General features: G+C 66.5%; 27 protein-coding genes and 1 tRNA gene. 15 read left to right on the top strand and 13 right to left on the bottom strand.

Going from position 1 to position 22432, the window contains the following annotated elements; genetic code table 11:
* Positions 1 to 20 precede the first annotated feature (20 nt).
* A complete protein-coding gene (locus LAQ58_RS10875; RefSeq protein ID WP_224450159.1) occupies positions 21 to 755 on the bottom strand; it encodes a PHP-associated domain-containing protein in 735 nt (244 codons plus the stop codon).
* Positions 756 to 879: 124 nt separating this feature from the next.
* Between LAQ58_RS10875 and LAQ58_RS10870 the strand changes: the two genes are divergently transcribed.
* The gene (locus LAQ58_RS10870) at positions 880 to 1191 is read left to right on the top strand and encodes a DUF7565 family protein (protein WP_224447486.1); all 312 of its coding nucleotides are present in this window, start codon (positions 880 to 882) and stop codon (positions 1189 to 1191) included.
* Between the two features lie 152 nt (positions 1192 to 1343).
* Here the strand turns inward: LAQ58_RS10870 and LAQ58_RS10865 are convergent, their stop codons facing one another.
* The 5 genes from LAQ58_RS10865 to LAQ58_RS10845 form a co-directional block, all read right to left on the bottom strand.
* Positions 1344 to 1781, bottom strand: a complete 438-nt coding sequence (locus tag LAQ58_RS10865; RefSeq protein WP_224269862.1) for a transcription elongation factor Spt5 — start codon at positions 1779 to 1781, stop codon at positions 1344 to 1346.
* Position 1782: 1 nt separating this feature from the next.
* Positions 1783 to 1956: a protein translocase SEC61 complex subunit gamma gene (locus LAQ58_RS10860; RefSeq protein ID WP_224447485.1), complete on the bottom strand. Its 174-nt coding sequence runs from the start codon at positions 1954 to 1956 to the stop codon at positions 1783 to 1785.
* Positions 1957 to 2094: 138 nt separating this feature from the next.
* Positions 2095 to 3234, bottom strand: coding sequence for a cell division protein FtsZ (gene ftsZ / locus LAQ58_RS10855; protein ID WP_224447484.1), 1140 nt, complete (start codon positions 3232 to 3234; stop codon positions 2095 to 2097).
* Positions 3235 to 3381: 147 nt separating this feature from the next.
* Complete coding sequence (locus LAQ58_RS10850; RefSeq protein ID WP_224447483.1) at positions 3382 to 4725, bottom strand: D-aminoacyl-tRNA deacylase; 1344 nt, start codon at positions 4723 to 4725, stop codon at positions 3382 to 3384.
* 76 nt (positions 4726 to 4801) lie between these two features.
* Positions 4802 to 6145: a sodium:calcium antiporter gene (locus LAQ58_RS10845; protein ID WP_224447482.1), complete on the bottom strand. Its 1344-nt coding sequence runs from the start codon at positions 6143 to 6145 to the stop codon at positions 4802 to 4804.
* 185 nt (positions 6146 to 6330) lie between these two features.
* Here LAQ58_RS10845 and LAQ58_RS10840 point away from each other — a divergent pair, with 185 nt between their 5' ends.
* The 7 genes from LAQ58_RS10840 (at position 6331) to LAQ58_RS10810 (ending at position 12387) form a co-directional block, all read left to right on the top strand.
* Positions 6331 to 7152: a shikimate dehydrogenase gene (locus tag LAQ58_RS10840; RefSeq protein ID WP_224447481.1), complete on the top strand. Its 822-nt coding sequence runs from the start codon at positions 6331 to 6333 to the stop codon at positions 7150 to 7152.
* A gap of 44 nt (positions 7153 to 7196) precedes the next feature.
* Complete coding sequence (locus LAQ58_RS10835) at positions 7197 to 8021, top strand: helix-hairpin-helix domain-containing protein (protein WP_224447480.1); 825 nt, start codon at positions 7197 to 7199, stop codon at positions 8019 to 8021.
* Positions 8022 to 8064: 43 nt separating this feature from the next.
* Entirely contained in the window at positions 8065 to 9660 is a 1596-nt protein-coding gene (locus LAQ58_RS10830) for an anthranilate synthase component I family protein (RefSeq protein WP_224447479.1), read from the top strand.
* Complete coding sequence (locus tag LAQ58_RS10825) at positions 9657 to 10253, top strand: anthranilate synthase component II (protein WP_224447478.1); 597 nt, start codon at positions 9657 to 9659, stop codon at positions 10251 to 10253. The genes LAQ58_RS10830 and LAQ58_RS10825 overlap by 4 nt, the downstream gene beginning before the upstream one ends.
* 76 nt (positions 10254 to 10329) lie before the next feature.
* Positions 10330 to 11247 (top strand): aminotransferase class IV, encoded by a 918-nt coding sequence (locus LAQ58_RS10820; protein ID WP_425490709.1) that lies wholly within the window; start codon positions 10330 to 10332, stop codon positions 11245 to 11247.
* A gap of 78 nt (positions 11248 to 11325) precedes the next feature.
* Entirely contained in the window at positions 11326 to 11745 is a 420-nt protein-coding gene (locus tag LAQ58_RS10815) for a Rieske (2Fe-2S) protein (protein ID WP_224447476.1), read from the top strand.
* A gap of 126 nt (positions 11746 to 11871) precedes the next feature.
* Complete coding sequence (locus tag LAQ58_RS10810; protein ID WP_224447475.1) at positions 11872 to 12387, top strand: NUDIX domain-containing protein; 516 nt, start codon at positions 11872 to 11874, stop codon at positions 12385 to 12387.
* Positions 12388 to 12595: 208 nt separating this feature from the next.
* On the opposite strand, the gene LAQ58_RS10805 is transcribed toward LAQ58_RS10810, so the two are convergent.
* From LAQ58_RS10805 to LAQ58_RS10795, 3 genes are all read right to left on the bottom strand, one after another.
* Positions 12596 to 12670: transfer RNA gene (locus LAQ58_RS10805), tRNA-Met, on the bottom strand.
* An 85-nt stretch (positions 12671 to 12755) separates the two neighbouring features.
* Entirely contained in the window at positions 12756 to 13202 is a 447-nt protein-coding gene (locus LAQ58_RS10800; RefSeq protein WP_224447474.1) for a GtrA family protein, read from the bottom strand.
* 3 nt (positions 13203 to 13205) lie between these two features.
* Positions 13206 to 13991: a glycosyltransferase gene (locus LAQ58_RS10795; protein WP_224447473.1), complete on the bottom strand. Its 786-nt coding sequence runs from the start codon at positions 13989 to 13991 to the stop codon at positions 13206 to 13208.
* Positions 13992 to 14134: 143 nt separating this feature from the next.
* Here LAQ58_RS10795 and LAQ58_RS10790 point away from each other — a divergent pair, with 143 nt between their 5' ends.
* On the top strand, positions 14135 to 16588 hold the full coding sequence (locus LAQ58_RS10790; RefSeq protein WP_224447472.1) for a DUF2298 domain-containing protein: 2454 nt from the start codon (positions 14135 to 14137) through the stop codon (positions 16586 to 16588).
* A gap of 3 nt (positions 16589 to 16591) precedes the next feature.
* Here the strand turns inward: LAQ58_RS10790 and LAQ58_RS10785 are convergent, their stop codons facing one another.
* Positions 16592 to 16858, bottom strand: a complete 267-nt coding sequence (locus LAQ58_RS10785; protein ID WP_224447471.1) for an HAH_0734 family protein — start codon at positions 16856 to 16858, stop codon at positions 16592 to 16594.
* Positions 16859 to 17018: 160 nt separating this feature from the next.
* Here LAQ58_RS10785 and LAQ58_RS10780 point away from each other — a divergent pair, with 160 nt between their 5' ends.
* From LAQ58_RS10780 to LAQ58_RS10755, 6 genes are read left to right on the top strand one after another with little or no spacing between them, the layout of a single operon-like run.
* Positions 17019 to 17732, top strand: coding sequence for a hypothetical protein (locus LAQ58_RS10780; protein WP_224447470.1), 714 nt, complete (start codon positions 17019 to 17021; stop codon positions 17730 to 17732).
* A 35-nt stretch (positions 17733 to 17767) separates the two neighbouring features.
* Positions 17768 to 18052, top strand: coding sequence for a 50S ribosomal protein L44e (locus LAQ58_RS10775; protein ID WP_224269842.1), 285 nt, complete (start codon positions 17768 to 17770; stop codon positions 18050 to 18052).
* A 3-nt stretch (positions 18053 to 18055) separates the two neighbouring features.
* A complete protein-coding gene (locus tag LAQ58_RS10770; RefSeq protein WP_224447469.1) occupies positions 18056 to 18229 on the top strand; it encodes a 30S ribosomal protein S27e in 174 nt (57 codons plus the stop codon).
* Between the two features lie 16 nt (positions 18230 to 18245).
* Positions 18246 to 19046 carry a translation initiation factor IF-2 subunit alpha gene (locus LAQ58_RS10765; RefSeq protein ID WP_224447468.1) on the top strand — a complete coding sequence of 267 codons (801 nt, stop codon included), beginning with the start codon at positions 18246 to 18248 and terminating at the stop codon, positions 19044 to 19046.
* Complete coding sequence (locus LAQ58_RS10760; protein WP_224447467.1) at positions 19043 to 19225, top strand: RNA-protein complex protein Nop10; 183 nt, start codon at positions 19043 to 19045, stop codon at positions 19223 to 19225. Before LAQ58_RS10765 ends, LAQ58_RS10760 begins: the two co-directional genes overlap by 4 nt.
* Before the next feature lie 4 nt (positions 19226 to 19229).
* Positions 19230 to 19985: a proteasome assembly chaperone family protein gene (locus tag LAQ58_RS10755; protein WP_224447466.1), complete on the top strand. Its 756-nt coding sequence runs from the start codon at positions 19230 to 19232 to the stop codon at positions 19983 to 19985.
* A gap of 279 nt (positions 19986 to 20264) precedes the next feature.
* Here LAQ58_RS10755 and LAQ58_RS10750 read toward each other — a convergent pair whose 3' ends face one another.
* From LAQ58_RS10750 to LAQ58_RS10740, 3 genes are all read right to left on the bottom strand, one after another.
* Positions 20265 to 20552, bottom strand: a complete 288-nt coding sequence (locus LAQ58_RS10750) for a DUF8152 family protein (protein WP_224447465.1) — start codon at positions 20550 to 20552, stop codon at positions 20265 to 20267.
* A 16-nt stretch (positions 20553 to 20568) separates the two neighbouring features.
* Complete coding sequence (locus LAQ58_RS10745) at positions 20569 to 21186, bottom strand: DUF420 domain-containing protein (RefSeq protein WP_224447464.1); 618 nt, start codon at positions 21184 to 21186, stop codon at positions 20569 to 20571.
* Positions 21187 to 21289: 103 nt separating this feature from the next.
* On the bottom strand, positions 21290 to 22336 hold the full coding sequence (locus LAQ58_RS10740) for an NAD(P)-dependent glycerol-1-phosphate dehydrogenase (protein ID WP_224447463.1): 1047 nt from the start codon (positions 22334 to 22336) through the stop codon (positions 21290 to 21292).
* Between the last annotated feature and the right edge of the window lie 96 nt (positions 22337 to 22432).

Genomic DNA, 22432 nt, shown 5'->3' with positions numbered 1-22432 from the left:
GTACTCGGCACGCTCGACGTTCAGTACACCGTCACGTCGTCGAACCGACCCTCGTAGACGAGCTGTCGCGGGTGGGTCGGCTCGGTGCCTGACAGCAACAGGCGGTCTATCTTCCCCCACGTGTTCTCGTAGCCGAGGTGGGCGAACTCGGCGAGTGTTCGGAGTCGGTGCCGGAGACCGGGTCGGTGGCGTACCTGTCGCGCGACGCCCTCCCGAAGCGCCGCTACGAGGCCCGCTTCCGAGTCGATCCGACGGTCGAACTCCGTCCACACTTCGCCGACGTTGCCGCGAAGGTGCGCGTACGACGACCCAAACTCCGGCTTGTCGAACTCGTCGGCGATGCGGGCGGCGCGGCGGTTGTGGTACGGGAAACACTTCCCGTTGTACGTCTCGACGCCGTGGAGTTCGTCGCGAAACGCCGCTATCTCGGCGCGGCCGAGGCTCACGTTCAGCAGCGACGGGTGGGGAACGAGCACCGCCGCCTCCTGTCGTCGGCACTCGGCGAGCGCGCCTTCGATGGTGATGAAATCCGGAACCGGTTCGGAGAGACCGACGGCGAGGAGGTGTTTGCGGTCGCTCCACGGGCCGGTGAACAGTTCGCGCGCGGGGACGACGAGCAGCTCGTCGTCGGAGAATCGGTCGGCGCGGGCGCGAATCGTCGGCAGGCGCGTGAAGTGCGGTGCGTAGACGAGTACGTCGATACCGCGACGTTTCGCTCGGGCGACGACGCGCTCGTCGAGGCACTTGACGTGCATGTCGATCCGCGTCCGTTCGCTTCCACTCACAGTCTCCCTCTCGAGAGTACTTAATTAGGGATTGCTATTCCGCGCCGACGCCGCAGGGAAAACGGTTTTATTACTTCCCTACATGTCGGCGGATATGTCGCTCTGGACGTGTGGTGTCGCAGGCTGTGACGCGCGGTTCGAGGACGCCGAGACCGCCGTCGTCCACCAGACCAACGAACACGAACGCACCGAGTGCAAAGTCTGCGGCGCGATCGTCCCGGAAGGCTACTTCGCCATCCGCCACGCGTTCGACGAACACTCCCGCGCGGAGTACATCCGCGCGTACAACGCCGACTCCGCAGCGGTCCGCATGCGCGAAGGGATTCAGGAGGCCATCGAGCAGGAGGCGGACCTCCAGCGCATCATCGAACAGGTCGACAGCGGCGGGCAGGCTGAATCGGAGTAACTCGTCTCGACGGTGAGTCTTATCTGGTGGAGTCGCTACTGTATCGGGGGCGTGCCCTGAAAATAGAACAGCAGTCGGAGACGGGTCGCGTCAGTGCTCTTCTCGGCCTCGCGGCTACACTGCTCGGCTTTTCGAGGAACGGTTCGTTTCGCTCACCGTTCCTCGCTATCGAGCACGCGGATCTGGTCGCCGCGCACCGTCACGGGGATCGGGACCGTCGCCTCGTACAGTTCGACGGTCACCTGGTCTTTGGCCTCGTCGATTCGCTGGACGCGGGCCTTCTCGCCCTTGAACGGGCCGGCGATGAGTTCGACGATGTCGCCTTCGGCGATACCTTCGACGTCCGGCGTCGGCGAGAGGAAGTGCTCGACCTCGGCGAGGCTGGAGTTACCCGGGACGATGCTTCGAGCGTGCGGAATCTCGTCCATCAGGCGTTCGAGCACCGCCGTGTTGTCGGCTTCGACCATCACGTAACTCGTCAGCGAGTCCGGCGCGATGACGGCGTGAATCTCGGACTCCTCCTTCGAGGCGAGCATGTCGGCGACCGTCCGCTCCTGTCTCGCCGTCGTCTTCACGGCGAAGATACCCATCTCACATGCCCCCGGGGATGAAGCTCATCACTGCGAAGATGACGAAGCCGAGGAAGCCGACGAGGAAGATGCCAGCACCAGCGATTTTGGCGATCTGGCTGAACTCTTCCCACTCGGGCGTACTCGCCATCTTCAGTACCCGCACGTAACTCGCGATATCGTACTTTACGTCCATGTTGTCACCGATAGAGCGTGATGCCTTTTCTATCTATTGAATAGCCGACGCGGCCGGTAGACGGTTGGGCCGTTCGGCTACCCGCGACCCGGCATTCAGTTGCTCGGTTCGCCTACTAATCGGCTACTCGACGCTCGACTACTCGACGAAGTCGATGTCCTCGGCCTGCTGCGGCGATTGGGGCTGCTGGGCCTGCGGTTCGTCCGAGCGGCCGTAGATCTGCGGCGAGTCGACGCCGGTGACGACGATCATCGTCCGCATCTGGCCCTCGAGTTCCTCGTCGATGGAGGTCCCCCAGATGATGCGCGCGTCGGGGTCGATACGGTCGTAGATCTCCTCGACGACGCCCTCGGCCTCCTCGATGCTCATGTCCGAGCCGCCGGTGACGTTGACGAGCGCGGAGTTCGCCCCCGATATGTCTACGTCGAGAAGCGGCGAGCGTAGCGCCGACTTCACGGAGTCCTGCGCTTTCTGCTCGGAGTCGGACTCGCCGAGACCGATCATCGCGACGCCGCCTTTCTCCATGACGGTGCGAACGTCGGCGAAGTCGAGGTTGACGAGGCCGGGTTTCGTAATGAGTTCCGTGATACCCTTCACCGAGCGCATCAGCACTTCGTCAGAGACTTTGAACGCCTGCCGCACGGGCAGTTTGCCGACGGCGTCGAGCAGGCGGTCGTTCGGGACGACGATGACCGTGTCGGCGACGTCGCGGAGCCGTTCGAGACCCGCCTCGGCGTTCGTCCGTCGGACCTCGCCCTCGGCGGTGAACGGCGTGGTGACGATGGCGATGGTGAGCGCGCCGGACTCGCGGGCGGCCTTCGCGACGACGGGCGCGGAACCGGTGCCGGTGCCGCCGCCGAGACCGGCGGTGACGAACACCATGTCCGAGCCCTCGATGGCGTCGTGAATTTCCTGCTGGCTCTCGATAGCGGCCTCCTCGCCGACCTGCGGGAGCGACCCGGCACCGCGTCCTTTGGTCTTCTCCTGGCCCATCAGAATCTTCGTGTCGGCGGAGGTGTCGACGAGATGCTGCACGTCGGTGTTCGCGGCGACGAGACTCGCGCCGTGAATCCCTTCTTCTGCCATGCGGTTGACCGTGTTCCCACCGGCCCCGCCGCAGCCGACGACGGTGATGTTCGTCTGGAGGTCTTTGAGGATGTCCTGCAGTTCGTCGTCAGTCATCGTTCCCGAACGCTTCGGTTCGGCGTCGAACTGCTCGCCGCCGGTCCCACCCGACTGTTCGGCCTCGTCAATTGCGTCGTCGACGATCGAGTCCATATTTATGCGCAATGCTTGCTGAGCGGGCTTAATTATCTTTTCCCCCTCGTGTCGGACAGTCGTCTGACGATTTTTCCGAGCGGGTAACCGGCGATTTATCCGGACAGATAGCCGACCAGTAACCTCGCCGGAAACCCGTCCGGCGGTTCAGTAGGGGAACGCGACCGTCCGGTCGACGTGTACTACCTCGGGGTCGATTCGTTCGCCGTCGAGTTCGACTGCTCGTCCCGCCGCGAGTTTGCCGAACGCCGGTCCCTCCGAGATGCCGAGCGTCCTCGCGCGCTCGGGGTCGAACGCCCGTTCGCGAGCGCGGACGACCCCGTCGTCCTCGTCCCGTTCGACGTCGTCGTACTTCCGTTCGAGAACCGAAGTCAACGCATCGACTAGCGCGTGGTAGCCGGAGTCGTCCGCGACCGCCATTCTTCCGACCGCCCGCGTCCCGCTTTCCTGCGTCTCGAAGGCGACGGCAGCGTCGACGACCGCCTCTCGAACTGCCTCGGCGTCGATACCTTGCGCCTCGGCGAGCAACTGGGCGGGGAACTCGACGACCGAGAACCCGTCGGGGTCGTCGACGCGCCGGTTTCCGAACCGGAGACCGTCATCGACGGTCGACAACCGGCTTTCGAGCGCCGAGACGACCGGGAGCGGGCGGTCGCCGACCTCCCGGAGCCATGTTTCGCCGACGAGTTCGTAGCCGAGGTCCGAGAGCGCGGCTTCGAGGTCCGGTTTCTCGCCATCGACGAGTGCGAACTCGGCGACGCTCCGTTCGAACGCCCGTTCGAGCACGTCGCGGTTCGTCTCGGGTGCACCCATCGCGTCGAGTTGCCAGTCCGCGCCGACGTGGCCGATGGCCCACGCCGTCTCTCGGACGATTCGGCCGAACCGCGGCGCGTAGTGGCCGCCGCCGAAGCCGACGACGTGGCGTTTGGGTTCGCCTCCGAGGTCCGCCGAGACGCCGCGAAGGTCGAGAATCGCCCGGGCGACGGCGCGGGCGGCCGTCGCGTCCTCCCACTGCGGGTCGTCGCTGCCGAGTTCGACGAACATCGACGGCAGCGAGAGGTTGGTCGGCCCGTGGTGGGTCGCCTCGATGCCGACCTCGTAGCCGTCGGGCGCGTGCTCGGCGAGCGCGTTCACGACGGCTTTCTGAGCGCCCGGGCAGGTTCTGGCGAGTTCCCTGTCGCCGCCGCCGTACTTCTCGGGACCGAAGTTCCCGGTGAAGTGGGCGGTGAGAAGCGGTCCCGTCTCGCCGGAGTGCCGGGAGGCGAAGACGAGCAGGTCGGCGTCGTCGAACGCCTCGGCCGGGTCGTCGAGGTAGATGTGGAGGTCCTCGAACGTCCGGAGTTCGAAGCCCTCGGTCCGGTAGACGGCGCCCCCACCGTCGGCGTCCGGGCGACTCTCGTCCTCGCGTTCCTCCCAGTCGGCGAGTTCGAGCAGGTACTCGCCGATGTGTTCCGATGCGTAGTCGGCCCGACTGACGACGATGGCGATCACTGACGGGTCGTAGGCGAGGCGGTTGTAAAACGAGTCGGGATTCGACTCGGTCCGCGGTAGTCGAAGCGGAGACCGGTCAGTCGGCGCGCTCGGCCTGTGTCTGACCGCTCCCGAACGCGTCCTGAGCCGTGTGTGCGGTCCGGTCGAGGAGTTCTCGAAGCCCGTCGCGGCGCACGGCGAACAGCACTGTCCCGAGGACCAGGTAGACGACGGTGTACGTGAGAAGCACGTCGATAGCCCCGATGCCGAACGGGAGCGAGACGAGGTCGCGGACGAGGAGGAACTCGATTGCGACCTGCGAGACGAACAACACGAGCAGCGCGACGGCCTCGCGGCCGCTGATGTTGAAGTTCACGAGTATCGCGAGCGCGAAGAAGCTCTGCGCGGCCGTGATCCAGATTTCGGCCGACTGTTTGAAGTCGAACGGGAGGGTGCCGACCACGCCCGCCGCGATGCTGTAGACGACCGCGAGCGTCCCGATGAGCAGCGTCCACTGGTTGAGCTTCGAGGAGATGAGCGCGTTGAACCCGGCCGTCGACCGCGCCTTGTTGACGAGGTAGGCGACGACGATGAGTTCCGGACTCTCGCTTGCCAGCGGCGCAATCCACTGGATCATGAAGAACGGCGGGATGCCGAGCTGCGTCCCCAGCGTTTCGAGTCCGTGCGCGAACGGGTGGACGGCGGTGTAAATCATCGCGCCGGAGTACGCGAAAAGCGTGATGACGACGGCGACCCGTCCGATTCTCGGATAGCCATGGAAGTACGCGGGCACGCCGACCTGTTCCTCGTGTTCCTCCACGTCGCCGCGGATGATGACAGCGATGTAGAGCACGTAGAGACCGACGAGCACGAGGGTGTCGACGATGCCGATACCGCCGCTGAGCGGGACGAAGAAGGCGTATGCCGTCGCGGCGAGCAGGAACGCGATCTCGGTCGAGATGTCGCGGTCGAGGTTGACGACGTCCGCGAGAGGACCGGGACGAGACTCGACTGCGGGGTCCGAGGAACGTCCGACTCGGTAGAGGGTGAACAGCGCGATGCCGGACCACCCCAGACCGATGAGGATGCGGTTCGCGCCGGTCATGTTCGCGACGGCGAGGTTCGCTGCCTCAGCACCACGGTCGGTGCCGACGTTCGCCCCGGCGGTCCACGCGTAGAGGGCGTCGACGGCGTACTCGGGAGCGACGGCCAGCACTGCGAGGACCGCGATGGCGAACGCGCGGGGAACGTCCTTCTCGGCCGTCTCGGCCCCCCACGCGAGGAGAAACGACGCGCCGAGGACGGCGACGCCACTGACGGTGACGACCCACAGTGTCGGCAGCGACTCCGCCGACCTGGTCGCCCAGATGTAGACCCACGGAAGGGTGAGACCCGTTGCGGCCACGACGGCCCCGAGCGGGTGTCGAAGAACTGAACTCATCGTCGTAAATTTCCGAGGTAATGAACCTATTTCTTCTGCTTCGAAGTGCTCGACCGGAGATAACGCTCTCGAATCAGAAGCAGCGTTTCGGAGACGCCGGTCTCAACGCCCGAATCCCGATTCGCGTCGCTGCCAGTTCCGCCGCTGTCGGGGCGCTTATGCCGGTTCCGCGACCACCGCGAGGTATGCAGGTGTTCGGACTCGTCGGCAACCCCATCGGTCACTCGTTGTCGCCGCCGATGCACGAGGCAGCGTACGACTCGCTCGGAATGGACGCCCGGTACGTCACGTTCGAACCGTCTCCCGACCGGTTCGAGGCCGCCGTCACCGGCGCCGAAGCGCTCGGAATCGCCGGTCTGAACGTCACGATTCCGTTCAAACGGGACGTGCTCGAACTCGTCGACGCCGACCCGCTCGCCGAGCGAATCGGCGCGGTCAACACTATCGACTTCGCCGGCGACGCGCCGCGCGGCTACAACACCGACGCCGCCGGCGTCAGTCGGTCGTTCGCCCGCCACGACGTGTCGCTCGACGGAGCGGACGCTGTCGTCGTCGGCGCCGGCGGGGCGGGTCGCGCGGCGGCGTTCGCGCTCGCCGACGACGGCGCGGCGGTCCACGTCGCCAACCGGACGGCCTCGCGCGCGGCGGAGCTCGCTGACGAACTGAACGAAGATGGGGAAAGCAGCCGAGTCGCCACTGCAGGCGGACTCGACTCGCTCTCAACCGCGGTTCCGGAGGCGGACGTCCTCGTCAACGCGACGAGCGTCGGGATGGAGTCCGACGAGACGCCCGTCCTGGCCTCGTTGCTCCACGGCGACCTCGCAGTGTTGGACGCGGTGTACGCCCCGCCGGACACGCGGCTGCTCCGCGAGGCTCGCGACGCGGGCGCGACGACCATCGACGGGGCGTGGATGCTGCTGTATCAAGGCGTCGTCGCGTTCGAGCGGTGGACCGGCCGGGACGCGCCGGTCGACGAGATGGACGCCGCGCTCCGGTCGCGGCTGTGACCTGTCGGGGGCTTTTAAATATGGAGCCATCATACTACCGGCCAATGGCACTCTTGGACAAGCTCAAGTCGTTGCTCGGCCTTAACGGGTCGACCGACGAGCACGAGCGCGACCCGTCCGTGACGGTCGAACGCGACACTCGAACGGAGGCGAGCACGGAGACCGAAGCCGCAGTCAAAGGAACCGACGAAGCCGACGAAACTGACGACTCCACCGAAGCCGCCGCCGACAGTGCCGCCGCGGCGTCGACGGAGACGTTAGTCGCCGAAGACGAGACGGCGGCGGAACCGGCGGAGGCCGCCGGTCCCGAGAGCGAGGAGCCGGACACTGACCTCGACGCGGACCTCGACGGAGCGGACGAGGCCGACGTAACCGAGGCCGAGGCGGACGACGAAGCCGTCGTCGAGGAGGCTGAACCGGTTCCCGAGGCGGAACCGGACGAGGACGCCGGCGAACCGGTCGCCGAAAACACCGACGCGACGGCGTCGACGGAGTCAATGGTCGACGAGGACGCTGAAGAGGAGGCCGCAGCGGAACCGGCGGAGGCCGCCGGTCCCGAGAGCGAAGAGATGGACACCGACCTCGACGCCGAGAGCGAGAGCGGAGACCAACTGAACACCGAAGACCAATCGGACGCAGAAGCCGACGAAGCTGCCGCCGAAACCGACGAAGCGGAACCGTCGTCCGGCTCGGCCGATCCAGTCGACACCATCAAAGGCATCGGTCCCGCCTACGCGCAGCGCCTCGCCGACGTGGGCGTGGAGACCGTCGCCGACCTCGCCGACGCCGACGCCGCGAAACTCGGCGACCAGATAGACGTCTCCGAGAAGCGCGTCGACACGTGGATTGCGCGCGCTCGGGAGCAGTGAAGTTCGCAGAGAGCGTAGGCCGCTCGTGGCCGCCCCGACACCGATGACCGGCCGTACTGTGGCGACTTCCCGACGCGCTTTCCGAGCGACGGCGGCGGACGCACCAGCGGGCGCTCGCGTCCCCGTCGAACTCCGACTCACCGTCTCTGGCCCGTTCGAGGCGTACCGTCGGGCGCGAGACGGTCCCGGCGGATTCTTTCTGGAGACGAGCGGCGGACAGTCGGGGTGGGGCTACTTCGGCGTCGACCCGATCGAACGACTGCAGGTGAGCGACGACGCCGTCGTACGCGACGGCTTCGAGACCCATGACGACGACGCGGGTCCGGCCGCCGGGTCGCCGTCGCTGTCGGCGCTGTCGGCGCTACTCGACGGCGAGACGCTCGTCCGCGGCGACTGCGAGGTGCCGTACCCCTGCGGCGCGTTCGGGTGGATCTCGTACGACCTCGCCCGCGAACTCGAACGGCTCCCCGACTCCGCCGTCGACGACCGGCGGTTGCCGCACCTCCAACTCGGCGTCTACGACTGCGTGGCGGCGTGGCGCGAACCGCGAGGCGAGGAGACGACGCTGCGAATCACGGCCTGTCCGCGCCTCGACGACGTCGACAGCAGCGACGACTCCGTCCTCGACGCGCAGTACGACGCCGCCGTCGAGATGGCGAAGTCGCTCGCCGAGCGCGCGACGAACGGCGACCTCGACGTCGAACCACTCCCTGCCGACGTCGACCGAGGGGAGTTCGAGAGCGACTGCGGACGCGAGGCGTTCGCCGACCGCGTGCGAGCCATCAAGCGCTACATCCGCGACGGCGACACGTTTCAGGCGAACGTCTCACAGCGCCTCGTCTCCCCCGCCGCGGTCCACCCGGTGGCGGCGTACGCGGCGGTCCGGCGGGTGAACCCCGCGCCGTACTCGGGTCTGGTGGAGTTCTCCGGCGCTCGCGGTCCGAACGCCGTCGACCTCGTGAGCGCGAGTCCGGAACTGCTCGTCGAGCGCGTCGGCGACCGACTCGTCACCGAACCCATCGCCGGGACCCGAAAACGGGGGGCCACGGAAGCGGAGGACGCGGAACTGGAAGCCGACCTCAGAAGCGACGAGAAGGAGCGCGCGGAACACGCGATGCTCGTCGACTTGGAGCGCAACGACCTCGGGAAGGTCTGCGCGTACGGCAGCGTCGACGTGACCGAGTACCGCCGAGTCGACCGCTACGCGGCGGTGATGCATCTCGTCTCCGTCGTCGAGGGACGGATGCGCGAGGGGGCGACGCTCGCCGACGCCGTCGCCGCGGTGTTCCCCGGCGGCACCATTACTGGCGCGCCAAAACCGCGGACGATGGAACTCATCGACGAGGTGGAGGCGACCCGACGCGGGCCGTACACCGGCAGCATCGCCGCGTTCGGCTTCGACGACCGGGCGACCCTGAACATCGTCATCCGGACGCTGGTCCGCTACCGCGACGAGTATCACCTCCGCGTCGGCGCGGGTATCGTCCACGACTCTGACCCTGACCGCGAGTACGAGGAGACGCTGGCGAAGGGGCAGGCGCTCGTCGAGGCGATGGATGACGCCCTCGAGGAGGCGACGCTCGGCGTCGCCGACGCGGAAGGCGATGTCGAGCGACGGGATGCCGGGGGACGGAGATGAGTTCCGATACCCGACCGACCGTGCTCGTCGTCGACAACTACGACTCGTTCGTCTACAACCTCGTGCAGTACGTCGGCGAACTCGCGGACGTCGTCGTCCGCCGAAACGACGCCGTCACCGTCGAGGAGATTCGAGCGCTCGATCCCGACGCCATCGTCGTCTCACCGGGCCCCGGGACGCCCGAGGACGCGGGCGTCTCGACGGCGGTGTTCCGCGAACTCGACTATCCGACGCTCGGCGTCTGTCTCGGCCACCAGGCGCTCTGCGCGGCCGCCGGCGCGCCGGTCGGCCACGCGCCGGACGTTGTCCACGGCAAACCCTCGGCCATCGTCCACGACAGCGTTGGGCTCTTCTCGGGTCTCCCCGACCGACTCTCTGTCGGGCGGTACCACTCGCTGGCGGTCGAACGCGACGACCTCCCGGACGAACTCGTCGAGACGGCGTGGACCGACGACGAACGACGGGTTGTGATGGCGGTTCGCCACCGAACGCGCCCGCACGTCGGCGTCCAGTTCCACCCCGAGAGCATCCTCACCGAGAACGGTAAGCAGATGGTCGCGAACTTTCTTCGGGAGTACGTGGACGATGAGTGAGCGAGATTCCCTCGACGGCGGCGGCGAACGCCACGAAGACTATGGCGATCACCGCGAAGACGATAGCGAGTACATCGTGAGCGGTGACGACGACTCCGGTGGGAGAAGCGGTGACGACGGGAGGGAAATCGTCTACCACGTCGACGGCGAACTCGTCCCGGCGTCGTCGGCGACGGTGAACGTCCGCGACAGAGGGTTCATGTACGGTGACGCCGCCTTCGAGACGCTCCGCGTCTACGGTGGCCACCTGTTCGAGTGGGAGGCACACGCCGACCGACTCGCCGAGAGCTGCGAGATTCTCCGACTCGACCACGGCCTCTCCGACGAAAACCTCCGGGAACGAATCGAAGCCACCCTCGAAGCGAACGACCTCAAAGACGCGTCGGTGAAGCTCTCGATCACCCGCGGGGTCCAACCCGGAAAACTGACGCCGTCGCCCGAGATCGACCCGACGGTCGTCGTCACGCTCTCGCCGCTGGCCCGCGGCGGCGTCGACGGCGAGAAACCGTGGGACGGTCCGGCGACGCTGCAGACGGTGAAGACGCGCCGCCCGTCGGACCGGGCGCTCCCATCGAAGGCGAAGACGCACAACTACCTCAACGGCATCTTGGCGCTACTCGAACTCCGCGTCACGGGCGCTGACGAGGCGCTCGTCCTCGACGACGAGGGGTACGTCGCCGAGGGCGCGACGAGCAACGTGTTCTTCGTCAACGACGATCGCCTCTGTACGCCGAGTCTCGACGGACCGGTGCTCGCGGGCGTCACGCGAGACATAATCCTCGAACTGGCTGAGTCGGAGAAAATCCCCGTCCGGGAGGGATTCTTCACCCCCAACGACGTGCGCAGCGCCGACGAGGCGTTCGTCACTAGTTCGACCCGCGAGATTCGACCGGTCGGCACCGTCGACGGCATCAGTATCGAGACGGGACCGGTGACGCGGCTGCTTTCGCGACTGTACGAACGTCGAGTCGAGGAACTGTACCAGTTGCCGTAGCGGTTCGGTCGCGTCGCGCGGTTCCCGCCGTCGGACCCGGACGGAAAGACGTTCAAGTGCGGCGCGACGAGGATAGGTATGGACGACGACCGCCGAATCGCCGCGCTGTCGGAGGTCCCGACGGACGGCACGCTGCTGTTCACGTTCCGCGACGGGTTCGACCTCGGCGAGGCGATTCTGACGAAACTCGACGATGGGAGCGTCGTCGCCTTCCGCAACTACTGCCAGCACTGGACCGACGTGCGCCTCGACAAGGGGTCGGGCGCGCTCGTCAGAAACGGTGACATCGTCTGTCAGAAACACGGCGCGACGTTCGGCCAGGAGACCGGCTACTGCGACTTCGGCCCGTGCGAGGGAGCGACGCTCGACGAGGTCGACGTGGAAGTCGAGGACGAGGCGGTGTACCTCGCCGACGACTCGCTCGATTTCGAGCAGCTTGGACCATCCGGAGAGCACGACCTCTCGTCGGGCAGTCGCATCGACTTCACGGGGACGTAGCGTCGGAGCGGATCGTCCGTTTTCGACGGTCGTGCGACCCTCTATCGGGCGAGGAGTCTTCTTCGAGTTACTCACACGGCGTAACTGTTATCAGACTGACTCCTGATCTGTCTGTCACTGATTCTGATGGAAAACACGTCTGAGACTACCGACGTAGGACCGATTGCCGACATCGAATCACTTCACGGCCGCGACGACGTTCCGTTTCACGAGCAGACGGACCTCGTAGACGACGAGACGTTCGACGTCGTCGCGGACCTCGACGATATGGCCCCAATCGGCGTCACGACCGACGATGGTTCGATCTTGGTGATGCGAGTGACTGATACGTGTCGGTGGAAGATACCGGCCCCGTCCGTCGCACCCGGTGAGGGTTACGCGAAGGCCGCCCAACGGTGGGTCGCAGAGCAGACCGGACTCGGCGTGACACTCGACGCCGTCGAAGGTGTGTGGTCCTACACCGTCCGTTTGGAGAACGACGACCGGAAAGCGACACGCAACTTCGTCGTTTTCAGTGCGACACCCGAGACGAGTTCGACTACTCCGAACGTCGAAGCAGGTGACGCAGTCGACGCCGGGTGGTTCGACGCCCTACCGGAGAACGCAGAGCGACCTCCGGGAACGGACCTGTTCTTCGACTGAGAGTCAGAAAGCTGAGTCGTCGCTGCTGGTGTTGACGACTTCTGTTATGGGTTCGGCAGAAGGTGGCGGGAGGTAGATTCGAACCTCGCCCGCTTCGCTCTCTCCGGTCGCTCGCGGTCTGGTTCAAATCTTCTCGACGAACGGTCGCCAACTCACTCACTCACTCGGAGCCGAGACTCCTCGTTGCGTGGGTTGCGTCGGCAGAAAGTAGCGGGAGGTAGATTTGAACTACCGATCTCCGGGTTATGAGCCCGGCGGAATCTCCTGGCTATCCCATCCCGCTGTTTCTGAAAACAGGGTGCCCCCGGTTAAGGGTTATGATTCCGACGCCGTATGTCAGTTTCCGCCGTGGTATCGTCAGCCTCGACTCACTCGCTGGCCACGCGCCACGTGAGCAGACTCTCGGCCACGTAGTTGAGCAGCATCGACGCGAGAATGGCGATGGGCAGCGGTATCACCTGCCACAGGTCGAACCCGCCGACGACGACGGTCACGTTCTGCTGCCTGAGAACGCGGACGATGGCGAACTGGAGCGCGAGGCCGCCGCTGCGGACGAGATTCGACTTCAACAGCCGTCTGACCGCCGCGAACGTCCCCGACGCACCTTCGTCGGCGAACGTCCAGCGGTCGTTGACGAGAAACATGACGACGATGGCGACTTCCGCCCCGACGAGCTTTGCCACCTCCGCGAGCACGCCGAACCAGACGGTGAGGGCGGTGCTGACGGTTAAATCGAAGACTGCGCCGACCGCACCGACGGAGACGAACTGGCCGAACCGCCTGCCCGAGAGAAGCTCGTTCGCGGCGTTCGCCATCGGTTACTCCTCTACCGGGTCCGGACCGAGGCGTTCGATGAGCGACGGGGTCGGCGACCGACGGGCGTCGAGCAGCGCGTGCAGTCGGTCCTCGCGGATAAGTTTCGCGCGGTGGCGCGCCGACAGCAGACTCCGCGCGAGGTCGAAACTCGTCCGAACCGGCGAGACGGTCGATCCCGGGCGGTCCTCCCACTCGACGGGCACTTCGACGAGGGAGTGGTTCGACGCGGCGGCGACGGCGACGAGTTCGACGTCCCACGCGAACCCCGGTTCGTAGAGGTGGCCGCGGATGCCGGCCCACGTCTCGGCCGTCATCGCCTTCGCGCCGCACTGGTAGTCGTACAGTTCAGTGGCGAGCAGCCGCTTCGCGAGCCACGCGAAGCCGTCGCCGAGGCGGCGGCGAGCGAACGTCTGATGGGACGTGACCGTCGCGTCAGGGTGGCGTCGCGATCCGACGGCGAGGTCCGTCTCGTCGGCGAGCACCGGCGCGAGCACGTCCGCCAGCGACCCGACCGGCGTGCTGCCGTCCGCGTCGGCGAACGCGAGTACGTCCGTCGAGAGCGCCTCGAAGCCGGCGGTGATGGCCGCGCCCTTCCCCCGACGGACCGGCGAGACGTTCACGGTAGCGGGGAGCGACGACACCGAGTCGACGACTTCGGAGGTCGGTGCGTCGAGTTCGACCCGAATCGTCTCCGGGTCAAGTCGCTCCGTCAGGGCGTCGACGTACGCCGAGAGGCGGTCGACGTCCGGCCGATACGCGGGGACGACGACACCGACGGAGCGTGACATGGGTCGCGGTTTCTTTCAAACAATAAAAAAGTGTTTGACTCGGGATGGACGTATCGGGCTCCGAACGAGAGTCGACCGACGACCGGACTGTCGGCTGTCCCAACCGGAAACGGTTTACTCCCGCGCTCGCGTCACCTCGGTAGATGGAGTATCTGTACGTCGTCGGCTGGGTCGTCGTCTACGCCGTACTCGGCGTTCTAGGTCTCCCGCTCGCCGCGCGTCTCTTTCGATACGTCCCCGGCCGCGGGCCCGGCTTCGCGCTCCCGCTTTCGCTTCTCGTGCTGACGCTCGTCGCCCACTGGGCCGGGCAACTATACTTCGGCCGAGCGACGCTCGCCGTCGCCGTCGGCGTCCTCCTTTTACTGTCGGCGCTCGCAGCGTTCGACCGCGAGGCGCTCCGCGAACGCTGTCTCGTCCTCGCGTCCGACCTTCGCGTCGACAAGCGCGTCGTCGCCGACACGGCGGCCGTCTTCCTCGCGGCGTTCGCGTTCATGATAGCGATTCGTGCCGCCGACCCAGCCGTCCACGCCGTCGGCGGCGAGAAGTTCCTCGACTTCGGCCTGCTGAAGGCACTGTTGCGCGCCGACGCGCTCCCGCCGGAAGACTTCTGGTTCGCGGGCGAACCCGTGCAGTACTACTACGGCGGCCACCTGATGACCGTCCTCCTGGCGATGCTCACCGACACGCCCGCGAAATTCGCGTACAACCTCTCGCTGGCGGGGTTCTACGCAATGCTCGTCGCGGCGGCGTTCGACCTCGCGGGGTCGATTGCGGACAGTCGCGGCGGTGCGCGTCGTCCAGCGGGTTTGCTGGCCGCGTTCTTCGTCGGCCTCGCGAGCAACCTCGTCACCGCGGGACGACTCTCGCTGTTTCTGCTCCCCGAATCGGTGCAGCGCCCGGCGGCGGCGTACGTCGCCTCGCAGTCGACGCAGTACACCACCGAGGAGGTGTTAGCGGGCACCGATTCCTTCAGCTACTGGTCGGCCAGCCGAGTCATCGAGGGGACGATAAACGAGTTCCCCTTCTTCTCGTGGCTCAACGGCGACCTGCACGGTCACATGATGGGGACGCCGTTTCTGCTTCTCGGTGCGGCGTTCGCATTCGCGTACTTCCGGACGCCTCAGGACGACCTAAGACTCCGGCGGACGCTACTGTTCGTCGCGCTCCCGGCGCTCGGCGGCCTCCAACTCGTCCTCGACACGTGGAGTTTCCCGTCGCTGTTCGGCGTCGCGGCGCTCGCGCTCGTCTTCGCGCCCGCACACCCCGCGACACTCCTTCCCGACGGCGTCGCGACGCGTTTTCGACCCGCCGAAGACGCCTCGTTGCTCTCGGCGCAGGCGGGTCGCCTCGTCGTCACCGTCGGCGTCGTCGCCGTTGCCGGCGCACTTGGCGCTGCGCTCGGCGCCCCGTTCCTCCTCGCGGGCGCGTCCGGCCGCGAGATCGCGTTCCTCGGTCCGGCGAACCGCAGCCCCCTCGGACCGCTCCTGCTGGTCCACGGCGCGTTCGTCGCCGGGTTCGCCGCGTACCTCCTCTCGCGACTCCACGAGGGTGACACGTGGCTGCTCGGCGCGTCGGTAGCCGCCGCCGTCGTCGTCGCCTTCGGCCACGGAACGGCCGCCCTCGCGGTGATACTCCCCATCCTGGTCTTCGGGTGGGCCGCGCTCGCGTTCGACCGCGATGTGGGGTTTGAGACGGTGCTCGTCGTCGCCGGGACCGGACTCGTGCTGCTCGTGGAGTTCGTCTACGTCAACGAGCAGGCGGGGCCGCTCCGGATGAACACGGTGTTCAAGACGTACATCCAGGTGTGGGTGCTGTGGGCGACGGCGCTCGGCGCGTCGCTGACGCTGCTGCTCGCGCGGCCGCTTCCCGCCGCCGTTCGGCGCGCCGCCTCGGCGACCGACGGCGGCACCGACGCCAGTGCCGGAACCGGAGCCGACTCGAACTCCGGTGCGTCGTCGCTCGTCCGGGAGACGACGACGGCGACGGCACGGACGCTCGCGCTTGGCCTCACGCTCTGTCTGGTGGTCTCGACGAGTTTCTACGCGCCGCTGGCGCTCGGCAACCACTTCGAGGGAGCGGGCGAACCGACGCTGGACGCGACGCGGTTCGCCGAGACGCACCACCCCGTGGAGGCGAAAGCCATCGCGTGGCTCGACGAAAAACCCGGTCGTCCGACGCTGCTGTCGGCGCCGGGGACGTACTACTACCCGAACGCCGAGGAAGGAGAGTACCCGCACGCGCCGGGTCGGTACAGTTGGAACTCCAACCCGGCGTCGACGCTGACCGGTATCCCGACCGTCGCCGGGTGGGGCCACGAGATCGGCTACCGCGGCTACGACACGTACATCGAACGCGTCGAACAGGTCGACGCCGCGTTCACCGACGACGCGGCGTTAGTGGACGTACTCCGCGAATACGACGTACGCTACGTCTGGGTCGGCCCGGCCGAGCGCGACCGGTACGGCGAGACGTCGGTCGGCGACGTGCCGGGCGTCTCCGTCGCGTATCGGACCGAGACGGTGACTATCTACGAGGTGAACCACGACGAACTGCCGGGCGAGAGCGACGAGTCGTTGGCGGCGGAAAAGAGGTTCTAGAACTCAGACCGAGAGTTTATTGCGCGCCTTCACGACGTCGAGCGCCTCCGCGTCGATGGAGTCGACTTTGAGCCAGTGGGGGACGTACTCGCGTTTCTCGTAGTCCTCGCGCTCCTCCTTGGTGCCGATGGTGCACCACAACTGCACCTCGTCGGGACCATGCCAGTCACCCTGTCGCTGGATGGAGAAGCAGATCTGCTCCTTTCCGTCGTAGTTGATGATGGCGTCCTTGCGGATGCCGGGGTCTCCGTGGACGATGAGCTGTTGCATACGCGTGAGTTTGGAATGTCCGGGCTTAACGACTTCGGTAATCGAGCAGTCGCGGCGGCGAAATCGCGAAGCGAGAGTCGACGAAGGGAGGAGTGGAGAAACGAGGGGGTGGGGACGAGAACCGGCGAAACAACAAGTTCCTCGCTCCCGTACGACTGCTGTGCGACGGGTCTCTCAGCGGGAAGTTCTCGACCACTGGCTCGCCTGCGAGGGTGTCGCCCCGAGCGACCGGTCGGAAGAGCTTCGCCACCCGCGCGACTCGGACGCGCTCGACCGACTGCTCCGACTGAACCCGGGAGCTGCGGCCTTCCTCTGGCGAGACGCGCCGATACGGTGGTACCACACCGTCCTCTCGCCGGAACAGCTCTCGCGTCTCCGCGTCGTCGAAGGTCCCGAGGGAATGCTGTGGAGCGCGCTCTCGCCCGACGGCACCGTCGGCGGAGCGGCGAGACGCGTCGTCGCCGAGGGCGCGCCACGCCTCGGAGACGAGACCGGCGTCGACGTAGTTCGCATCCGACGGCTCGCGGCGCAAATCGCGGCGGCGGTGGAGGGTGAGAACGGCCTCGAGGGGTCGACAGTGGACGAGAAAATCGACGACGAGACGGCTGCCGCCCGAACCGAGAGTACGCTCGACGGGTTTCCGGACCTCGTCTGCGTGCGGCGTCGGCCGTGGCAGCGGCCGTTCGTCGCCGACGGAAACCACCGCGCAGTCGCCGCCGCCGTCGCCGGAGCGCGAGGGGCGGCGCCGCGGGTCGGCGCGTATCTCGGCGTCGGTCGAAACCGACCGGTCGAGGACGTTCGCCGCGCCGCGTCGGCGGTCCGGTGGGCGGTTCGGCGGCGACTGCTCGGCGAGTCGGAACCAAACGGGTTTTAACGGGCGACGGCAAAGAGTCGGCAAGGTAGATAGCTATGCAGATGCCACGCCGTTTCAACACGTACTGTCCGCACTGCAACGGCCACCACGAAGTGGAGGTCGAGAAGGTACGCAGCGGACGCAGCACCGGGATGAAGAAGGTCCAGCACCGACAGCGCCGACGCCAGACGTCGCACATCGGTAACGCCGGGAAGTTCTCGAAGGTGCCCGGCGGCGACAAGCCGACGAAGAAGACGAACCTCAAGTACCGCTGCTCGAACTGCGGGAAGGCGCACATGCGCAAGGGCTGGCGCGCCGGCCGACTGGAGTTCCAGGAGTAGACGATGGCTGGAAGTTTCTACCGCGTCGTCTGCCCGGACTGCGAGAACGAACAGATCGTCTTCGACCGCGCCGCGACGCCCGTCAACTGCGTCGTCTGCGGCAGCACGCTCGCGCACCCGGCGGGCGGCAAAGCGGTCTTCGAAGGCGAAGTGACCGAAACCGTCGAGGCGCGGTAAACGCCTCACTCTTCCCATGAAATTTCGCGGCTGGCCAGACAACGGCGAACTCGTCGTCGGCAAGGTGGACGAAATCGCCAACTTTGGCGTGTTCGTCGACCTCGAAGAGTACGAGGATAGACGCGGTCTCGTCCACATAAGCGAGGTCGCCAGCGGGTGGATCAAGAACGTCCGCGACCACGTCCGGGAGGGACAGACGGTCGTCGCGAAGGTACTCGACGTCAACCAGTCCTCCCAGCAGATCGACCTCTCGCTGAAGGACGTCAACGAGCACCAGCGCAAAGAGAAGATACAGGAGTGGAAGAACGAGCAGAAGGCCGACAAGTGGATGGCGCTGGCCTTCGGCGACGACGTCGACGACGAGCAGTACGAGACTGTCGCGAACGTCCTGTACAGCGAGTTCGGGAGCCTCTACGACGGCTTCGAACAGGCGGCCATTCACGGGACCGAAGCGCTCGAAGACGTCGACCTCTCCGGCGAGGAGAAGACGGCCGTCGTCGAAACGGCCCGCGAGAACGTCTCGGTCCCCTACGTCAACGTCACCGGCTACGTCGACCTCCGCTGTCCGACCGGCGACGGTGTCGACGACATCAAGGAGGCGCTGCGCGCCGCCGAGGGCGACGGCGAGCGCGGCGACGAAATCGAACTGTCGGTCTCCTACGTCGGGTCGCCGGAGTACCGCATCAAGGTGCGCGCACCCGACTACAAGACCGCCGAATCCGAACTGGAGGCGAGCGCCGAGCGCGCTCGAAACTCCATCGAAACCGCCGGTGGTACCGCGGTGTACCACCGCGAACGCGACGAAGAAACCGAATGAAGTCCGACATCCGGGTCTGTTCGGCGTGGCGCGAGCGCCACTCCCGCCCGGTGTACACCCTCTCCGAGGAGTGTCCCGACTGCGGAGCGACCGCCGAGAACAGCGCCCCCGCGCCGTTCAACCCCGAGGACCCCCACGGCGAGTACCGACGCGCTCTTAAGCGGCGAAATCAGCAATAACGCCATGGACGACATCGACATCGAGGCCGTCGCCGACCCCGAGCTCGACGACCCGGTACTCATCGAAGGGCTGCCGGGCGTCGGCCACGTCGGAAAACTCGCCGCCGAACACCTCCGCGACGAGTTCGACGGCGAACTCGTGCGCCGCGTCTACACCTCCGACTTCCCGCCGCAGGTGAGCGTCGACGACGAGGGCGTCGCCGACCTGACGTGCGCGGAACTGCACGCCGTCACCGTCGACGGGACGGACCTCCTGCTTCTGACTGGCGACCACCAGGCGCAGAGCAACGCCGGCCACTACCGACTTACCGACGCGTTTCTCGACGTCGCCGAAGAATTCGGCGTTTCCCGCGCGTTCGCGCTCGGCGGCGTGCCGACCGGCGAACTCGTCGAGGAGTACACCGTCCTCGGCGCGGTAAGCGACGCCGACGGGAAGGAGGAACTCGAAGACGCGGGCGTCGAGTTCCGCCCCGACGAACCAGCAGGCGGCATCGTCGGCGTCTCCGGGCTCATCCTCGGTCTCGGCAAGCGCCGCGGTCTCGACGCCGCCTGTTTGATGGGCGAGACGAGCGGCTACCTCGTCGACCCCAAGAGCGCGCGCGCGGTCATCGAAGTGCTCCAGCACGTCCTCGAGTTTGAGGTTGATTTCGCCTCGCTAGAGGAGCGCGCCGAGGAGATGGAGGAAGTCGTCGGCAAAATTCAGGAGATGCAGCAGCAACAGAGCCTGCCCACCGACGACGACCTGCGCTACATCGGCTGAGAACGGACGAACGAGTAGTTCGCCGGCAACGAGGCTGTCGGAACGTCCGAACCGCCAACGGATCGCGTTACGTACGTGCAGAATTGTTCACAATATATCACACATAGTGGGTACTATAACGATGGACGTTGCCCATCTGGTATGGCGACACATTACCAACAAACGGCTTACTGTCCTCGCTGCGACGAGACGCGTCGCGTCGTTGAAAACAAGCCGTGGCTCCCGGACGCCTGTTACGACTGCGGTTGCTCCGTCACGTCCGCTCGAATCTGACAGGCCTCAGGAGCCGTCGATCCGTTTTTCGATGCGTTTCACGAGCGCCCGAGCGGCGGCCACGTGCGCGTCGGCGTCGGCGCTCTCGGTCCCGTCGACGTTCTCGAGCAGTCGCTCGACGTGACCGATTCGACGGGCGACTACCTCGTCGTCTGCGTCGCCCGCCGCGAGGTCGGCGGCGACGGCTTCCGCCTCGCCGAGCCACGCGTTCGCGCGCGGCGCAATCGGCAGCGTCGCCGTCGCTTCGAGTTCGGCGTGCAGGTCGGAAAGCAGCGCGTCAAGGTCGTCGCACATCGGAATCAGCGCCCCCTTACCACAGCGGAACGGCGATCGATGCGGCGACGAACTCCCAGTCGTAGACGTGGTTTAACAGCAGGTACGTGACGACGCCGAGCGACAGCGAGAGAATCCACGACCCGGCGGCAATGCGACCGATGCGTCTGTGCGGCGTCTGCGTCCGGAGTTCAGCGGGCGTGTGGGTGAGCCCCAGTACCAGCGCGTACAGCACGACCGGCACCGAGACGATAGAGAGCACGATGTGAATCGCCAGCATCGCGAGGTACGCGTAGTACACCAGTTGCGGGCCGACGAACTCCTTGGTGCCGCCGCCGCCGATCTTCGTCAGGTAGAGGACGAGAAACAGGAGGATGAGCACAAACGAGGTGACCATCGCCGTCGCGTGCTTTCTCACCTCGTCGTTACGAATCCAGTACCACCCGGCGACGAGGACGCCCGTGTTGACGGTGTTGACGAGCGCGATGGCGTCGGCGAGGCGGTTCACTTGCTGCAGCGTGAGTTCGGGAAACACCCTCGACGGGACGAACCCGAGAAACGTCCCGACGACGAGAGCGTAGCCGACGACGCTGAGAACCACAGTGATGGCCGCGGGGTGTTCCTTCACGACCCCGCCGGCGCTGGCTGTTGCCATACCGGACGGTTAGTGTGGACCGACTATTTGCGTTCGGGTTCGGTCGTCAAACCGTCGCGGCGACGCTATCGGTCGAGACGCGTCGAACGACGTGTGTCGAGAATCAGATGACGCCGGTGACGGCGGCGACTTCCTCGGCGGCTCTCTCGTCCACACCGTTGCCAAGGATGGTGTACCGGTCGCGAATCTCGTGGGCAGTCGTCAACGCTTCGAGCACCTCGTCGGCGGTGACTCCGAGGTCCGCCGCCGTCGTCGGCGCGTCGATGCTCTCCAGCGCGTCGCGGATGTTGCGCCACTCCCCTTTCGGCCCGCTGTGGAGGTATGCGGTCATGATCGAGCCGACGCCGACCTGGTGACCGTGGAGCGCCTTGCCGGGCGCGATACGGTCGAGCTGATGCGAGAACAAGTGTTCCGCGCCCGAGGCGGGCCGCGACGACCCGGCGATGGACATCGCGACGCCCGAAGAGACGAGCGCCTTCACGACGATCCAGCAGGACTCCTCCAGTCCTGGTTTGATGGAGTCGGCGCTGTCGACGAGCATCTCGGCGGTCATCTGCGAGAGCGCCCCGGCGTACTCGGAGTACTCGACGTTCTTCAAACGATTTGCGAGCTGCCAGTCCTGCACCGCGGTGTAGTTCGAGATGATGTCCGCACAGCCCGCGGTGGTCAGTTCCCACGGAGCCTCTGCTAACAGTTCCGTGTCGGCGACGACGGCCAGCGGCGGGTCGGCGGCGACGCTGTGGCGGGTGTCGCCCTCGGGGACCGACCCCCGACCGGAGACGATGCCGTCGTGGCTCGCCGCCGTCGGAACCGAGACGAACCCTCGGCCGAGGTGGTCGCTGGCCATCTTGGCGATGTCGACGGGTTTCCCCCCGCCGAGACCGACGAGGAAGCCCGCCTCCGTCTCGCGAGCGGCGTCGATGACGCGCTCGACGGCCGCGAAGTTCGCCTCCGAGACGGTGACTGTCGCAGGGTCGTCGAACTGCGCGCAGACCCGGTCGCCGACGAGTCGCTTCGGCGTCGGACTCGTGACGACGAGCGGACTGCCCGAAAAGGGTAGTTCCGCGACCGCGTCGGCCAACTGGTCGACGACGCCGTGCCCGACGAGGACGTTGCGCGGGAGTTTAATCCACGTCGTTTTGTCGAACATACCCGAACGTCACCCTCCGCGTAGAAACCGTTTGTGCCACGCGGGCTTCGGACACACGGCCACTTTCGCCGTCTGTTTCCGGGATACGAACCACGT

This window comes from Haloprofundus salilacus (genome assembly GCF_020150815.1).
GTDB classification, from domain to species: domain Archaea; phylum Halobacteriota; class Halobacteria; order Halobacteriales; family Haloferacaceae; genus Haloprofundus; species Haloprofundus salilacus.
Note: the sequence above shows the minus strand (reverse complement) of the source record. Positions and strands in the feature narration are given on the sequence as shown.

Excerpts from the sequence above, each read along its gene's own strand:
- LAQ58_RS10875 (WP_224450159.1), bottom strand. The coding sequence starts at position 755 with ATGCACGTCAAGTGCCTCGACGAGCGCGTCGTCGCCCGAGCGAAACGT.
- LAQ58_RS10870 (WP_224447486.1), top strand. The coding sequence starts at position 880 with ATGTCGCTCTGGACGTGTGGTGTCGCAGGCTGTGACGCGCGGTTCGAG.
- LAQ58_RS10865 (WP_224269862.1), bottom strand. The coding sequence starts at position 1,781 with ATGGGTATCTTCGCCGTGAAGACGACGGCGAGACAGGAGCGGACGGTC.
- LAQ58_RS10860 (WP_224447485.1), bottom strand. The coding sequence starts at position 1,956 with ATGGACGTAAAGTACGATATCGCGAGTTACGTGCGGGTACTGAAGATG.
- ftsZ (WP_224447484.1), bottom strand. The coding sequence starts at position 3,234 with ATGGACTCGATCGTCGACGACGCAATTGACGAGGCCGAACAGTCGGGT.
- LAQ58_RS10845 (WP_224447482.1), bottom strand. The coding sequence starts at position 6,145 with ATGAGTTCAGTTCTTCGACACCCGCTCGGGGCCGTCGTGGCCGCAACG.
- LAQ58_RS10840 (WP_224447481.1), top strand. The coding sequence starts at position 6,331 with ATGCAGGTGTTCGGACTCGTCGGCAACCCCATCGGTCACTCGTTGTCG.
- LAQ58_RS10835 (WP_224447480.1), top strand. The coding sequence starts at position 7,197 with ATGGCACTCTTGGACAAGCTCAAGTCGTTGCTCGGCCTTAACGGGTCG.
- LAQ58_RS10830 (WP_224447479.1), top strand. The coding sequence starts at position 8,065 with ATGACCGGCCGTACTGTGGCGACTTCCCGACGCGCTTTCCGAGCGACG.
- LAQ58_RS10825 (WP_224447478.1), top strand. The coding sequence starts at position 9,657 with ATGAGTTCCGATACCCGACCGACCGTGCTCGTCGTCGACAACTACGAC.
- LAQ58_RS10815 (WP_224447476.1), top strand. The coding sequence starts at position 11,326 with ATGGACGACGACCGCCGAATCGCCGCGCTGTCGGAGGTCCCGACGGAC.
- LAQ58_RS10810 (WP_224447475.1), top strand. The coding sequence starts at position 11,872 with ATGGAAAACACGTCTGAGACTACCGACGTAGGACCGATTGCCGACATC.
- LAQ58_RS10800 (WP_224447474.1), bottom strand. The coding sequence starts at position 13,202 with ATGGCGAACGCCGCGAACGAGCTTCTCTCGGGCAGGCGGTTCGGCCAG.
- LAQ58_RS10795 (WP_224447473.1), bottom strand. The coding sequence starts at position 13,991 with ATGTCACGCTCCGTCGGTGTCGTCGTCCCCGCGTATCGGCCGGACGTC.
- LAQ58_RS10790 (WP_224447472.1), top strand. The coding sequence starts at position 14,135 with ATGGAGTATCTGTACGTCGTCGGCTGGGTCGTCGTCTACGCCGTACTC.
- LAQ58_RS10785 (WP_224447471.1), bottom strand. The coding sequence starts at position 16,858 with ATGCAACAGCTCATCGTCCACGGAGACCCCGGCATCCGCAAGGACGCC.
- LAQ58_RS10775 (WP_224269842.1), top strand. The coding sequence starts at position 17,768 with ATGCAGATGCCACGCCGTTTCAACACGTACTGTCCGCACTGCAACGGC.
- LAQ58_RS10770 (WP_224447469.1), top strand. The coding sequence starts at position 18,056 with ATGGCTGGAAGTTTCTACCGCGTCGTCTGCCCGGACTGCGAGAACGAA.
- LAQ58_RS10765 (WP_224447468.1), top strand. The coding sequence starts at position 18,246 with ATGAAATTTCGCGGCTGGCCAGACAACGGCGAACTCGTCGTCGGCAAG.
- LAQ58_RS10760 (WP_224447467.1), top strand. The coding sequence starts at position 19,043 with ATGAAGTCCGACATCCGGGTCTGTTCGGCGTGGCGCGAGCGCCACTCC.
- LAQ58_RS10755 (WP_224447466.1), top strand. The coding sequence starts at position 19,230 with ATGGACGACATCGACATCGAGGCCGTCGCCGACCCCGAGCTCGACGAC.
- LAQ58_RS10750 (WP_224447465.1), bottom strand. The coding sequence starts at position 20,552 with ATGTGCGACGACCTTGACGCGCTGCTTTCCGACCTGCACGCCGAACTC.
- LAQ58_RS10745 (WP_224447464.1), bottom strand. The coding sequence starts at position 21,186 with ATGGCAACAGCCAGCGCCGGCGGGGTCGTGAAGGAACACCCCGCGGCC.
- LAQ58_RS10740 (WP_224447463.1), bottom strand. The coding sequence starts at position 22,336 with ATGTTCGACAAAACGACGTGGATTAAACTCCCGCGCAACGTCCTCGTC.